We start from the raw sequence: 14,334 nt of genomic DNA on the forward strand, positions 1-14,334 counted from the left end.
GGGCCGGGCGACGGCCGGCACACCCGTCCGGTGACGGTCCGCTGGACCGAGCCGGGCCGGGCGCCGCGCACCGACGTGGCCCGCGTGCCGGCCGGGACCCGGCACGGTGACACGGTCCCCGTGCGGGTCGACTCCGGTGGCCACGCGGTTTCCGCGCCGCCGGACGAGACCACGGTCCGACAGCACGCCGTCACCTCGGGCGCCTGTGCCGCGGCAGCCGCCGCCTCCGCCGTCCTCCTCGCCCGCTCCGTCGTCCGCCGGGTCCGCCTGCGCCGCCGGCTGAAGGAGTGGGAGCGGGAATGGGCCCGCACCGGCCCGGAGTGGGCCCGCGGCCGGGCATGGCACCGTACCGGCTTGGGCGGGCCCCTGGCCGGGCATGACACGGCCGGCCGGCGACACGGGGGCAGGTGCCGGGCCGGGGACTCGGGCACGCCCGCGCCGGCGAGAGGCTCTGGCGGAGCCTTCGGCCGCGGCCGTACGGTCTGATCGTCCGCAGTCTCTCCGCAAAGGCGGTCGTTGATGGCCCTGTTCGACCTTCCGCTCGACGAACTCCGCGAGTACCGCAGCACGTCCGCCGAGCCGGAGGACTTCGACGCCTTCTGGTCCAAGACCCTCCAGGAGGCCCGCGAGCACGATCTGGACGTCCGGTTCGACCCGGTGGACACGGGGCTGACGACGGTGAAGGTGTACGACGTGACCTTCGCCGGGTTCGGCGGCCACCCGGTCAAGGGCTGGCTGACCCTGCCCGCCCGGGCCGACGCGCCGCTGCCGCTGGTCGTGGAGTTCGTCGGCTACGGCGGCGGGCGAGGGCTGCCGCACGAGCACCTGCTGTGGGCGTCGACGGGCCGGGCGCACTTCGTGATGGACACGCGCGGGCAGGGCAGCGCCTGGGGCGGCGGGGGCGGCACCCCCGATCCGGTGGGCGGCGCGCCGGCGTACCCCGGCTTCATGACCCGTGGCCTGGAGGCCCCGGAGAACTACTACTACCGCCGGGTGTTCACCGACGCGGTACGGGCCGTCGAGGCGGCGCGCTCGCACCCGCTGACCGACGCGGGCCGCACCGCGGCGATCGGCGCGAGCCAGGGCGGCGGCATCACGATCGCGGTGGGCGGCCTGGTTCCGGACCTGGTCGCGATCGCACCGGACGTGCCGTTCCTGTGCGACTATCCGCGCGCGGCGACACTGACCGACCGCCACCCGTACCGGGAGATCGGCCTCTACCTCAAAACCCATCGCGGCCGCACCGAAGAGGCGCTGCGCACGCTGTCGTACTTCGACGGGGTGCACTTCGCCGCCCGCGGCCGCGCACCGGCCCTGTTCTCGGCGGCCCTGGAGGACCAGACCTGCCCGCCCTCCACCGTGTTCGCCGCGTTCAACGCCTGGGCGCAGGAGGACAAGGCGATCGAGGTGTACGACTTCAACGACCACGAGGGCGGCGGCCCCTACCAGGAGGCGGCCAAGCTGCGCTGGCTGCGGTCGTATGCCTGAGGCAGCCGAGCACGACGGAGGGCTCATGCCGGAGTACGAATCCTTGATCCACGGCCACTGCGACCCGCGCTTCGCGGCGGTGCGCACGGCGTTCGAGGAGAACTTCCGCGACCGGGGCGAACTGGGCGCCGCGGTGGCTGTCACCGTGGGCGGCGAGACGGTGGTGGACCTGTGGGGCGGTTGGGCCGACGCGGCGCGCACCCGGCCCTGGGAGCGGGACACGCTGGTCAACGTGTGGTCGACGACGAAGGGCCCGACCGCGCTGTGCGCGCACGTCCTCGCCGACCGGGGACTCGTCGACTTCGACGCGCCGGTCGCCGCGTACTGGCCGGAGTTCGCCGCGGCGGGCAAGGAGAAGGTCCTGGTCCGGCATCTGCTGTCGCACCGGGCGGGGCTGTCCGGTCTGCGTGAGCCGCACTCGCTCGCCGACCTCTACGACTGGGAGCTGACCTGTGCGCGGCTGGCGGCGACGGAGCCCTGGTGGGAGCCGGGGACGCGGTCCGGGTACCACGCGCTGACGTACGGCTTCCTGGTCGGGGAGGTCGTACGGCGTGTGTCGGGGCTGCTGCCGGGCGCTTTTCTGGAACGGGAGGTGACGGGGCCGCTCGGTGTCGACTTCACCGTCGGGCTGCCCGAGCAGGAGGCGGGGCGGGTCGCCGAGCTGGTGCACGCGCCGGCCGCGAGGAGCGGTGAACAGGCGGCCGTCTTCGCCCGGTTGGCGCCCGCGGCCATCGCGGCGCTGACCAATCCGGCCGTGGGCGCCGCCCAGGCGAACACCCCCGGCTGGCGGGCCGCCGAGATCCCCGCCGCGAACGGCCACGGCACCGCGCGGGCCGTCGCCGCGCTGTACGGCGTCCTCGCCGGGCGCGGGACGTACGACGGCCGCCGCGTGCTGTCGCCCGAGGCGGCCGAGCGGGTCCGCGAGGGGCAGGGCAGCTGCCGTGATCTGGTGCTGGGCGCCGGGTTCGAGCGGGAGACCGAGGCCGGGCTCGGCCTGTGGCTCAGCGGCCCGAACGGCTCCTACGGCCCCAACCCGCGGGCTTTCGGACACGACGGCTTCGGTGGCTCCTGCGGGCTCGCGGACCCGGAGGCAGGGGTGTCGCTGGGCTATGCCATGAACCGGATGGGGCCTCACATCGCCGACGATCCGCGGAAGATGGCCCTGGTGAAGGCCCTGTACAGCGCGCTGTGACCGGTGACGGGGGCGGGCGGGTTTCGGCCGAAGCGCCGGGCCGCCCTTCCCTACTGGTTTAGACCAATACTGGATGTGGCGACTCAGTGAGCTCATGTGGTTGCCGTGCGTCACCAGCGGGAGGCGCGGCATGGCCCGCACCACCGCCCGCGAGCACCCGACGGCGAAAGGGGCGGCCGAGGAACGGCCGCTGCACTGGAGGATCGCCGCCGAACTGCTCGGCGAGTTGCGCGACGGCACCCTTCCACCCGGCGAACGACTGCCGAGCGAACGTCAGTTGGCCGCACACTTCCGGGTCAGCCGGGAGACCGTGCGGCGGGCGCTGGAGGCGCTGCGCCGCGACGGCCCGGTCGCCACCGACCGGCGGGGCAGCCACGCCACGCCGACCGGACCGCCGGTCGGGGCGCCCTCCTGCCCGACCTTCCCGGTCGGCGCCCGCACCGCCGACCCGGACGCCTGCGACCGGGCCACGGTGACCGGGGAGACGCCCCCGGAGGAGCACGCCACGGCCCTGGGGCTCGCCCCGCGGCGGCTGACCCTGACGCACCGCCGGCAGTCCGCGGCAGCCGACGGCACCGGCCTGCGCACGGCGGTGACGTCCTTCTCCGCCGTGGCCCTCGCCGAAGTCGAGGAGCTGAGCCTCCCCCACTGCCTCAACGGCGTGGGGGACCCCCATCCGCGACCGCGCCGACGGCTCGTGCGCCGCGCAGCTGCTGCGGGCCTACGACTGAATGCGGCGGGCCGGGCCGAGCCTGCACCACCGCGACACGATCACCCGGTTCGCGGACGGCCCCTCTGTACGCGCGACCCGGCGCGTCCACGACCAGTACGCACGCCCCCTAGAGATCACCGACCTGCTCGCGGACGCCGGTCAGGACGCGCTCGTCCACGAGTTCACCCTGCCGCCGGCCGTCCGAGCCGCTGCCCCTCGGGCGCGGAGCCGGGCCGTCAGGGCAGCTTGCGGGCCGCGATCATCCGGGCCCGCGGGCTGCCGTCGGCGCGTCGGCCGAACTCCTCCAGCGGGTACGACTCCACGCGGAAACCGGCCCGTTCCAGCTCCCGCCGCAGGTCGCCGAACCGGAAGGCGCGGTAGTACATGACGAACGGCGGCCGCCACACGGCGTTGCGCACCCGCATCACCGCGTCGAAGGCGAGCAGCGTCCAGAACGCCGTCGAGCGGGGGCGCGGGGGAGCGGACACCGGAAGGGCGAACAGGCCGCCGGGCCGCAGCACCGAGTGGACCTGGCCGAACAGCCCGGGCAGTTCCCCGGCAGGAAGTGTCCGAGCGCGCCGAAGCTGACGACCAGGTCGAACGCGGCGGCGAAGGGCAGCGCCCGGGCGTCCCCGCGCACCCAGCCGAGCCGAGGACCCGCGACCGGAGCCCGCTTCTGGGCCACGGCCAGCATCCCGGCGCTGAAGTCGACCCCCGTGACACTCTCCCGACACACCCGGGCCAGCACCTCTCCACCCGCACCCGTGCCGCAGCACAGATCGAGTCCGTCCCTGAACGGCCCCATCCTCCCCAGAGCCGACGCGACGGCGTCCAGCACCGCATCCGGCGTCCGGAACGGGGTGTGATCGAACTTCGGCGCGAGCAGGTCGTAGCCGCGCTCGACGGAGGACAGCGCCTGAACGGCGAGCTCGCGCAGGGTGGGACCTTCGGGAGTGAACACCCGCGTCAGCTTAGACACCTCCCTCCACCCGGACGCCTTCCTTCTCCCGCCCCCCTTGACACCTCGATCACCCCTCATGACTATATGAACCAACGGTTCGCTTAATGAACCAGCGAGCCAGATCTCTGGAGGAGAGCCGTGCCCATTCGGGTCCGCAAGATCATCAAGCAGCTCGACGAGACGAGGCTGGAGAACGGCCGTGCCGTGGACCCGGTGCACCGGGTCGCGTTCGTCGGGGCCGTCATCGAGAACCCGTATCCCAGCGGGTACACCCAGGACCTCGTCACCCTCGCCGACGAGCTGGGCGAGGAGATCGGCAAGCTGGTCGGCCCCGCCTGTGTGGAGCTGCTGGGCGGTGAGGTCGAGGCGTTCGGCAAGGCCGCGCTCGTCGGCATCGAGGGAGAGGTCGAGCACGGCTCGGCGCTCATCCACAACCTGCGCTTCGGCAATGTCTTCCGCTCCGCCGCGGGCGGCACCGAGCTGCTTCCGGCCGCCGAGAAGGTCGGTCTGCCGGGCAGCCCGATCGACATCCCGCTCAAGCACAAGCTGGACGCCAAGACCCGCTCGCACCACCAGACGGTGACGCTCCAGGTCGCCGACGTGCCCCGGCCGCGCGAGATCTTCGTCGTGTGCGTCGCCGCGAACGCCGGCCGCCCGCTGGCCCGTCTCGCCGCGTTCGGCGCCGAGACCCAGAACCAGTAGTCGGCCCACCACGCAGCAGCCGAACGACGAGGAGGGAAGTCCGTTGACCATCACCGAGACCGACACCGATGCCTGGACCGGGCAACGCGTCAAGGAAGCCGACACCGAGTACGTCATCCACTCCTGGTCCGTCCAGGGCGCACTCAACCCCATGCCGGTGGCCGGCGGCTCCGGGTCCTGGTTCTGGGACTACGAGGGGAACCGATACCTCGACTTCCAGTCCCAGCTCGTCAACCTCAACCTGGGCCACCAGCACCCCAAGCTGGTCGAGGCCATCCGCGAGCAGGCCGACCGCCTGTGCTACATAGGCCCCGGCTTCGCCGAGCGCTCCCGCGCCGAGCTGGCCGAGATGCTGGCCGAGCTCACCCCCGGCGACCTGAAGATGAGCTTCTTCACCACCGGCGGCGCGGCGGCCAACGAGAACGCCATCCGGCTCGCCCGCCACGTGACCGGACGCCACAAGGTGATCGCCCGCTACCGCTCGTACCACGGCGCCACCAACGGGGCGATGTCGCTGACCGGCGACCCCCGCCGCTGGTCCACCGAACCGGGCGGGATGCCCGGAGTGGTGCGGATGCTCGATCCGTACACCTACCGCTGTCCGGCCGGACACCCGGACCCCTGCCCGGTGTGCTCCGGAGGGCCGCACCTGGAGGAGATACTCCAGTACGAGAACCCCGACACCGTCGCCGCCGTGATCGTCGAGACGGTCACCGGCACCAACGGCCTGCTCTACCCGCCCGACGGCTATCTGCAGTCGCTGCGCGAGGTCTGCGACCGGTACGGCATCCTGCTCATCTTCGACGAGGTCATGGCCGGCTTCGGCCGCACCGGTGAGTGGTTCGCCTGCAACCACTGGGACGTCACCCCCGACATCCTCACCACCGCCAAGGGCCTGAACTCGGGGTACGTCCCGCTGGGCGCGATGACCGTCTCGGCCCGCATCTCCGAGTGGCTCAAGGACAACATGTTCTGGGGCGGCCTCACCTACGCCGGACACCCGCTGGCCTGCGCCTCCGGCGTCGCCTCGCTGCGCATCATGCAGGAGGAGAACATCGTGGAGAACGCGCGGCTGCGCGGCGAACGCCTCGGTGCCGGACTGGCCAAGCTCGCCGAGAGCCACCCGAGCATCGGCGAGATCCGCGGCCGCGGCCTGTTCCACGGCGTCGAGCTGGTGAAGAACCGGGAGAGCCGCGAACCGCTGGTGCCGTTCAACGCCAAGGGCCCGGCCGCGGCGCCGGTCACCCGGATCGTGAAGGAGGCCATGGCCCGCGGCCTCTACCTCACGGCCAACTTCAACGTGCTCCGGCTGACCCCTCCGCTCGTCATCGAGGACTCCGAGATCGACCTCGCGCTCGAGGTGCTGGACGACGTCCTGAACCTCGCCGATGAGCATTACGTAGGGTGAAGCTCAATGGTGAAGGAGATGTGGACGCGCCAGGGGATAGGGAGAGCAGCATGGCATCGACGCTGATCAGAGGCGGCACGGTCGTCAACGCCGACGCCGCCGTCCGGGCCGACGTACTGATACGCGACGGTGTGATCGTCGCGCTCGGTGCCGGCACGGACGACTGGAGCGCCGACCAGGTGATCGACGCGGAGGGCATGCTCGTGCTGCCCGGCGGCATCGACGCGCACACCCATCTCGAATATCCCGTCGACGGCTTCACCACCCGCACCGCGGACGACTTCCACACCGGGACGGTGGCCGCCGCCCACGGCGGTACGACCACGGTCCTGGACTTCGTGAAGAAGGAGCCGGAGCGGAGCCTGCTCGACACCTACAGGTCCCGGCGCGATGTCGCCGCGGCCAAGTCGGTGGTCGACTTCGGACTGCACGCGATCGTCCCGCCCCGCGAGCAGCAGCCCGACGTCCTGGACGACCTGCGGAAGCTGGCCGGGGAGGGGGCCACCAGCTGGAAGTTCTTCATGGCCTACCCCGGCACCCAGATGGTCGACGACGGGGAGCTGCTGGAGGGCTTCGAACTCGCCCTGGAGCACGGCGTCCTGCCGATGGTGCACGCCGAGAACGGTCACATGATCGCCCGGGAGACCCAGCGGCTGCTGGCCGACGGCCGGACGGCCGAGGTCTTCCACGCCACCGCCCACGGTCACGACGCCGAGGCGGAGGCCGTGCACCGCGCCGTGGTCCTCGCCGAGTCCGTCGGCACCCCGCTCTACGTGGTGCACGTCTCCAGTGCCGCCGCGGCCGACGAGATCAGCAGGGCCAGGGCCGCCGGAGCCCGGGTGTGGGGCGAGACCTGCCCCCAGTACCTGGCCGTCGCCTACGAGGACTACGCCGACCTGGGCGAGAAGGCCGCCGCCTACCTGTGCTCGCCCCCGATCCGGGAGCGGGGCAACCAGGAGGGGCTGTGGCGGTCCCTGGTCACCGGAGCGATGTCCACGGTGGCCACCGACCACGCCGGCTTCTGCCTCCACCAGCCCGAGGACCTGCCGCCGCAGAAGCTGCGCAGCCCCGGATACTTCCCGAAGGTCCCCAACGGGGTCCCCGGCATCGAGGACCGGCTCATGGTCCTGTGGGAGACCGGGGTGGCGAGCGGCCGGTTCGACGCCTGCCGGTTCGTGGACCTGGTCTCCACCCGCCCGGCCAAACTGTTCGGGATGTTCCCGCACAAGGGCGCCGTCGCCGTGGGCGCGGACGCCGACCTGCTGGTGTGGGACCCGGCTGCCGACCACGTGATCAGCGCGGCCGGCAGCCACATGCGCACCGACTACAACCTCTACGAGGGGATGCGCGTGACCGGCCGTCCGGTCCGCGTCTTCTCCCGGGGCGAGCAGCTCGTCGGCCCCGACGGCTCCTTCGACGGGGCCGCGGGCCGAGGACGTTTCCTCACCCGGGGCAAGCCCCAACTGCACTGATGTCCCCACGCCCTTGACACGTCACACCAACTGACACGTGTCCACGATGCGGAACCCCCGGTCAGGCGGGTTCCGCACACCGGGCACATGTCTCGCAACACGAACGGAGCGGTGGCTCGATGAAACTCCCCCTGGGCATCCACGTCGGCGAACGGCTGAGCCTGGAGCAGACGTACTGGCAGGCCGAACTCGCCGACCAGAACGGGTTCGAATCCGTGTGGGTCGCGGAGGGACGGCTGGCGCGCGACGGCATCGTCCCGGCCGCCGTCATCGCGAGCAAGACCCGCAACGTCAAGATCGGCACCGGCGTCGTCAACAACAAGAGCCGGAACGCCGCCCTGATGGCCGTCACCTTCAAGACCCTCGACGAGCTGGCTCCCGGCCGCGCCATCCTCGGCATCGGCGCCTGGTGGGAGCCGCTGGCCACCAAGGTCGGCCAGCCGCTGCGCAAGCCCGTCGCCTCGATGCGCGAGTACATCACCGTGCTGCAGAGCTTCTTCCGCAACGAGCTCGTCTCCTTCGACGGCGAGTTCGTGCAGATGCAGGACGTGCGCTTCGACAGCATGTACCGGGAGAACAAGCCGGTCGACATCCCCATCTACATCGGCGCTGTCGGCCCCCGCATGCTGGAGCTGGCCGGTGAGATCAGCGACGGCGTGCACATGGACTTCCTGCTGCCGCCCTCGTACCTGGTCGGCGCGAAGGAGGCGATCAACAAGGGCATCGCCAAGCGGACCGACGGCAAGGACTCGATCGACCTCACGCAGATCGTCGCGTGCAGCGTCAACGACGACGACCCGCAGGAAGCGATCGACGCCTGCAAGGCGTTCCTCACCCTCTACCTCGCCCAGCAGCCGCACATCGCCGAGCACTGCGGCGTGGAGCGCGAACTGGTGGACCGCATCCAGGAGCGGGCCGGCTGGCCCGCCACTCCCGAGGCGATCAAGAAGGCCATGCCGCTGGTTCCCAACAGCCTGGTGCAGAACGTCACCGCCTGCGGCACCACCGACGATGTGTTCTCCAAGCTGATGGAGTACCACGAGGCCGGGGTCCGCTGTCCGGTCGTCTCCACCCTGGGCGACAACAAGGAGTACACCCTGACCCGCATCGTCCAGGCCGCGAAGGGCTGACGGCGATGAGCGACTTCACGACCGGCCGGATCGCCGTGGTCGGCGGCACCGGCCCCCAGGGCAAGGGCCTGGCCTACCGGCTCGCCCGCGCCGGCCACCCGGTGGTGCTCGGCTCGCGCGACGCCGGCCGGGCCGCCGACGCGGCCGGGGAACTGCGCGCCCTGCCGGGCGTGGCCGCGACCGTCGACGGCGCCTCCAACGAGGACGCCGTCCGGCAGGCCGGAACCGTCCTGCTGTCCGTCCCCTACCAGGGCCACGCCGAACTGGTGACCTCGCTGGCCGACGGTCTCGCCGGCAAGGTGGTCATCTCCTGCGTGAACCCGCTGGGCTTCGACAAGGGCGGCCCGTACGGTCTGCCCGTCGCGGCCGGGAGCGCCGCCGAGGAGGCGGCCGGGCTCGTCCCGACCGCCACGGTCGTCGGGGCCTTCCACCACCTGGCCGCCCCGCTGCTGCTCGACCCCGAGGCCGACCTGAGCCATGAGGACGTCCTCGTCTGCGGGGACGACGCCGACGCCAAGGCCCGGGTGATGGCCCTGGCCGCCGACGTCACCTCGGGCCGCGCGGTGGACGCGGGCCAGCTGCGGCTGGCCGCCCAGCTCGAACCGCTCACCGCGGTGCTGATCTCCGTCAACAAGCGCTACAAGACCAGGTCCGGAGTGGCACTCACCGGCCTGGCCCCCGCCGCCGTCAAGGAGGAAGTGGCATGAGACTCGCCGCGGTCCAGCTCCGGGCCACCGACGACCGGACCGAGACCATCGAACGCGCCGGCGACCTGGTGGACACCGCCGTCGACCAGGGAGCCGGGATCGTCCTGCTGCCCGAGCTGTTCGCCGTCCCGTTCGTCCAGCCCGACCCCGACCCGGACTACTTCCGGCACGCGGAGAGCCTCGACGGACCCTCGAACACCATGGCGGCGGAACGTTCCCGCAGGGCCGGCATCACCGTCGTCTCCTCCTTCTTCGAGGAGGGCGAGGTGCCCGGCGTCTACTACAACACCGCCTGCACCTACGTGCGCGGTGAGCTGAAGTCGGTCTACCGCAAGTCCCACCTGCCGTTCTCCAACGGCTTCCCCGAGAAGTTCTACTTCCGGCCCGGCGAGAGCGAGCCCGAGGTCGTGGACACCGGCGAGACCGGTGTCGGCACGATCATCTGCTACGAGCGGCACTTCCCGGAGCTGAGCCGGATCGTCGCCCTGCGCGGAGGCTCCGTGCTCTGTGTGCCGGTGGCCTCGGCGAGCGCGCCGATGCGCGAGGTGTTCCAGCTGGAGCTGCGTGCCCACGCCGTCTTCAACGGGATGTTCGTCATCTGCTCCAACCGCGTCGGCAGGGAGGGCGTCAAGGAGTACTTCGGGCTCAGCGCGATCTACGGCCCCGACGGCGACATCCTCGCCCAGGCCTCCGACGACGGCGACGACGTCGCCGTCGCCGAGGTGGACCTGGAGCGTGTGGCCGCCACCCGGCGCAGCCGCCCGTTCCTGCGCGACCGCCGCCCGGAGCTGTACGACCGGCTGACCGGCATGGGACCGGCGACGCCATGACCACGCCATGGATCGCACTGGTACCGGCCAAGTCCTTCGCGCGGGCCAAGAGCCGGTGTGCCGGGCTCACGCCGGACGCCAGGCGTTCCCTGGCCAAGGCCATGCTGACCGATGTGGTGCGGCGGCTTCGAGGGGTGGCCGCCGTCCACTCGGTCGTCGTGGTGACGACGGATCCCGAGGTGACGGGCCTGGCCCTCGCCTCGGGGGCCGCCGTCTCGGGCTCGAGGCGCTTCCCCGGCCTCAACGGCGAGGTCGGGGAAGCCCTCGAGGTGGTCGGCGGTGCCGCCCCCGCTGCCGCACTCGCCCTGATCATGGGTGACCTGGCGGGGGCGGGCACCGCCGACTACGCGACGGCCCTCGCCCTGGCCGCCCGCCACCGGCGCGCGGTCGTCGGGGACGCCGACGGCACCGGGACGACCCTGCTCACCCTGCGGGACGCGGCGGACTTCCGGCCGTTCCTCGGCCCCGGCTCCCTGAGGCGGTTCCACGCCGCCGGATACCACGACCTCGGCGTGGGGCCCGCGTCCCCGCTGCGCCGGGACATCGACACCGTCGACCACCTGCTGTCACTGCCCCCGCACACGCTCGGCCCCGCGACCCGGCGATGGCTCGCCGCCACCTTCCCCGCCGGTGGACCCCGGCCGGATCCGAGCACGCACGAACGAAGGGTCGGAGCCCTGTGAACGGTCTTCCCAGCCCCAACCGCTCGGCCATGAACCGGGCGCTGCGCCGAGCCGCCGACGCCGTGACGCTCGACGCCGCCGAGGCCGAGGTCCTGCTGCACGCGCGCGGCGCCGATCTGGACCGGCTCTGCGCGGCGGCGAGCCGGGTCCGCGACGCCGGCCTCGAGGCCGCCGGGCGGCCCGGCGTGATCACCTACTCCCGCAAGGTGTTCATCCCGCTCACCCGGCTGTGCCGCGACCGCTGTCACTACTGCACCTTCGCCACCGTCCCGGGACGGCTCCCCGCGCCCTACCTCAGCCCCGACGAGGTGCTGGACATCGCCCGCGCGGGAGCGTCGGCGGGGTGCAAGGAGGCACTGTTCACGCTGGGCGACCGACCCGAGGAGCGCTGGCCCGCGGCCCGTGCCTGGCTGGACGCGCACGGCTACGACGACACGCTCAGCTACGTACGCGCCATGGCCGTCCGGGTGCTGGAGGAGACCGGCCTGCTGCCGCACCTCAATCCCGGGGTGCTGTCCTGGACCGACCTCCAGCGGCTGAAGCCGGTGGCGCCGAGCATGGGCATGATGCTGGAGACCACGGCGACCCGGCTGTGGTCCGAGCCCGGCGGCCCGCACTACGGCTCACCCGACAAGGAGCCCGCGGTGCGGCTGCGGGTCCTGGAGGACGCGGGCCGCAGCAACGTGCCGTTCACCACCGGCATCCTCATCGGCATCGGGGAGACCCTCGCCGAACGGATCGACGCCCTGCGGGAGATCCGCCGGATCTCCCGGGCGTACGGGGGGATCCAGGAGGTGATCGTGCAGAACTTCCGGGCCAAGCCGGACACGGCGATGCGCGACGCGCCCGACGCCGGCCCGGCCGAACTGGCCGCCACCATCGCGGTGGCGCGGCTGCTGCTCGGCCCCGGGGCCCGCATCCAGGCCCCGCCGAACCTGGTCGGCGAGGAGTTCGCGCTGATGCTGCGGGCCGGCATCGACGACTGGGGCGGGGTGTCCCCGGTGACCGGCGACCACGTCAACCCCGAGCGGCCCTGGCCGGTGATCGAGGAACTGGCCGCGCACACCGCGGCCGCGGGCTTCACCCTCCGCGAGCGGCTGACGGTGTACCCCGAGCACCTGCGGCGCGGTGAGCCGTGGCTGGATCCCCGGCTGACCCCCCATGTGGCGGCGCTCGCCGATCCCGCGACCGGCCTGGCGGCCGAGGGGGCACTCCCCCGCGGCCTGCCCTGGCAGGAGCCGGAGACACCGCTCGTCGCCACCGGCCGCACCGACCTGTTCGCCGCCATCGACACCGACGGCCGTACCACCGACCGGCGGGCGGACTTCGACTCGGTGTACGGGGACTGGTCGGCGGTCGCCCGAGCGGTGCCGGAGGCGGCACGCGCGTCCGGGCGGACGGGTGAGGAGGGATCCGTGCCGTCCGGGGGTGCACGGCCGGAGCGGCTGCGACCCGAGTTCGCGGCGGCGCTGCGGGCGGCTCAGGCCGACCCCGCGGGGCTCGCGTCCGCGTCCGCACTGACCCTGCTGGGCGCTGCGCCGGGTGCGGAGATCGAGGCACTGGCCGGGCTCGCCGACGACCTGCGTACCGAGGCGGCCGGCGACGAGATCACCTATGTGGTCACCCGCAACATCAACTTCACCAACGTCTGCTACACGGGTTGCCGCTTCTGCGCCTTCGCCCAGCGCCGCACCGACGCCGACGCGTACACCCTGTCGCTGGAGCAGATCGGGGTGCGGGCCGAGGAGGCGTGGGGGGTGGGGGCGAGCGAGGTCTGCCTCCAGGGCGGGATCCACCCGGATCTGCCGGGCAGCGCATACTTCGACATCGCCGCCGAGATCAAGCGGCGTACTCCGGGCATGCACGTGCACGCCTTCTCGCCCATGGAGGTCGTCAACGGCGCGACCAGGATGGACCTGTCGGTACGGGAGTGGCTCCAGGCGGCGAAGGAGGCGGGCGTCGACTCGTTGCCCGGCACGGCCGCCGAGATCCTCGACGACGAGGTCCGCTGGGTGCTCACCAAGGGGAAGCTTCCCGCGGCCCAGTGGATCGACGTGGTCACCACCGCGCACGGGCTGGGCATCCCGACCACGGCGACGATGATGTACGGCCACGTGGACACTCCGCGCCACTGGGTGGACCACATCAAGCTGATCGGACGGCTCCAGGAGGAGACGGGCGGGTTCACCGAGTTCGTTCTCCTGCCGTTCGTCCATACCAACTCCCCGGTCTACCTGGCCGGAATCGCCCGGTCCGGGCCGACCGCCCTGGAGAACCGGGCCGTGCACGCCCTGGCTCGGATCCTGCTGCACGGCAGGATCCGCAATATCCAGACGAGCTGGGTGAAGCTGGCGCGGCAGAGCGTCCTCGACGTCCTGCGAGGCGGTGTCAACGACATCGGCGGAACGCTGATGGAGGAGACCATCAGCAGGATGGCGGGTTCCGAGCAGGGCAGCCACAAGAGCGTGAGCGACCTGGAGGCCCTGGCCCACGACGCCGGCCGCCCGGCCCGTATGAGGACCACCACGTACGGCGCCGTCAGCGCGGAGCGGGAGGCGGTGGCCCGCGCGCACGACGGGGTGTGGCGGCCGTCGAGGCGGTCCCTGACGCTGCTCAATTCGTAGGACACGGCCCTTACACCCGCCCGCCGGGACAATGTCCCGTACGGTCCCGGCGAATATCGGATACGCCGGCGAATCCCCCGTGCACCGCCTCGCCCATTTCCCCGGGGCGGCAGTCGAAGCGCATTGCCGCGGGGTGATTAGCCGGCGTATCCGGCGTTCCCCGAATAAGGGATTACGGCGCCTTGCACAACCTGCCGAACATTTCATCCAAACCGTTGACGAGAACCGAGCCGCCCTCTAGCGTGAACCATCAGTTCACTCAGCGATCCAGTCGGCTGGGTGGCTCGACAGGTCGGCAGGGGCGATCAGATCCCCTCCCTGAACGACACATCCGAAGGATTCGGAGAGTGCCTGAGCATGACTGCGACCAACATCTCTGCATCGCCCGGACCACCTGCGGCCCGTAAGGGACAGGCGGATCCCGT

At 72.1% G+C, this 14,334-nt stretch carries 11 protein-coding genes and 2 pseudogenes; 12 read left to right on the forward strand and 1 reads right to left on the reverse strand.

What is annotated here, in order from left to right:
• The 4 genes and pseudogenes from DEP02_RS13465 to DEP02_RS13480 form a co-directional block, all read left to right on the forward strand.
• On the forward strand, nucleotides 1-486 hold a 486-nt coding region (locus DEP02_RS13465), incomplete at its 5' end, for an Rv1733c family protein (protein ID WP_438947761.1).
• Between the two features lie 33 nt (nucleotides 487-519).
• Nucleotides 520-1,488 carry an acetylxylan esterase gene (locus tag DEP02_RS13470; RefSeq protein ID WP_112467567.1) on the forward strand — a complete coding sequence of 323 codons (969 nt, stop codon included), beginning with the start codon at nucleotides 520-522 and terminating at the stop codon, nucleotides 1,486-1,488.
• Between the two features lie 25 nt (nucleotides 1,489-1,513).
• Nucleotides 1,514-2,680, forward strand: coding sequence for a serine hydrolase domain-containing protein (locus DEP02_RS13475; RefSeq protein WP_112467568.1), 1,167 nt, complete (start codon nucleotides 1,514-1,516; stop codon nucleotides 2,678-2,680).
• Between the two features lie 130 nt (nucleotides 2,681-2,810).
• Nucleotides 2,811-3,591 (forward strand): annotated as a pseudogene (locus tag DEP02_RS13480) (GntR family transcriptional regulator); the annotation flags it as partial.
• Nucleotides 3,592-3,628: 37 nt separating this feature from the next.
• On the opposite strand, the pseudogene DEP02_RS13485 reads toward DEP02_RS13480, so the two are convergent.
• Nucleotides 3,629-4,353: pseudogene (locus DEP02_RS13485) on the reverse strand (class I SAM-dependent methyltransferase).
• A 138-nt stretch (nucleotides 4,354-4,491) separates the two neighbouring features.
• Here DEP02_RS13485 and DEP02_RS13490 point away from each other — a divergent pair.
• From DEP02_RS13490 to DEP02_RS13525, 8 genes are all read left to right on the forward strand, one after another.
• The gene (locus DEP02_RS13490; RefSeq protein WP_232839089.1) at nucleotides 4,492-5,055 is read left to right on the forward strand and encodes an amino acid synthesis family protein; all 564 of its coding nucleotides are present in this window, start codon (nucleotides 4,492-4,494) and stop codon (nucleotides 5,053-5,055) included.
• A gap of 43 nt (nucleotides 5,056-5,098) precedes the next feature.
• The gene (locus tag DEP02_RS13495; protein WP_232839090.1) at nucleotides 5,099-6,463 is read left to right on the forward strand and encodes an aminotransferase class III-fold pyridoxal phosphate-dependent enzyme; all 1,365 of its coding nucleotides are present in this window, start codon (nucleotides 5,099-5,101) and stop codon (nucleotides 6,461-6,463) included.
• A 50-nt stretch (nucleotides 6,464-6,513) separates the two neighbouring features.
• Nucleotides 6,514-7,935: a dihydropyrimidinase gene (hydA, locus tag DEP02_RS13500; protein WP_112467569.1), complete on the forward strand. Its 1,422-nt coding sequence runs from the start codon at nucleotides 6,514-6,516 to the stop codon at nucleotides 7,933-7,935.
• Nucleotides 7,936-8,054: 119 nt separating this feature from the next.
• A complete protein-coding gene (locus tag DEP02_RS13505; RefSeq protein ID WP_112467570.1) occupies nucleotides 8,055-9,065 on the forward strand; it encodes an LLM class flavin-dependent oxidoreductase in 1,011 nt (336 codons plus the stop codon).
• Nucleotides 9,066-9,070: 5 nt separating this feature from the next.
• Nucleotides 9,071-9,772 carry an NADPH-dependent F420 reductase gene (npdG, locus tag DEP02_RS13510; protein ID WP_112467571.1) on the forward strand — a complete coding sequence of 234 codons (702 nt, stop codon included), beginning with the start codon at nucleotides 9,071-9,073 and terminating at the stop codon, nucleotides 9,770-9,772.
• Entirely contained in the window at nucleotides 9,769-10,602 is an 834-nt protein-coding gene (locus tag DEP02_RS13515; RefSeq protein ID WP_112467572.1) for a carbon-nitrogen hydrolase family protein, read from the forward strand. Before npdG ends, DEP02_RS13515 begins: the two co-directional genes overlap by 4 nt.
• On the forward strand, nucleotides 10,599-11,285 hold the full coding sequence (gene cofC, locus DEP02_RS13520) for a 2-phospho-L-lactate guanylyltransferase (RefSeq protein WP_112467573.1): 687 nt from the start codon (nucleotides 10,599-10,601) through the stop codon (nucleotides 11,283-11,285). The genes DEP02_RS13515 and cofC overlap by 4 nt, the downstream gene beginning before the upstream one ends.
• Nucleotides 11,286-11,314: 29 nt before the next feature.
• Entirely contained in the window at nucleotides 11,315-13,909 is a 2,595-nt protein-coding gene (locus DEP02_RS13525; RefSeq protein WP_232839091.1) for a bifunctional FO biosynthesis protein CofGH, read from the forward strand.
• Nucleotides 13,910-14,334: the final 425 nt, after the last annotated feature.

The organism is Streptomyces triticisoli, from assembly GCF_003270085.1.
Lineage (GTDB): Bacteria > Actinomycetota > Actinomycetes > Streptomycetales > Streptomycetaceae > Streptomyces > Streptomyces triticisoli.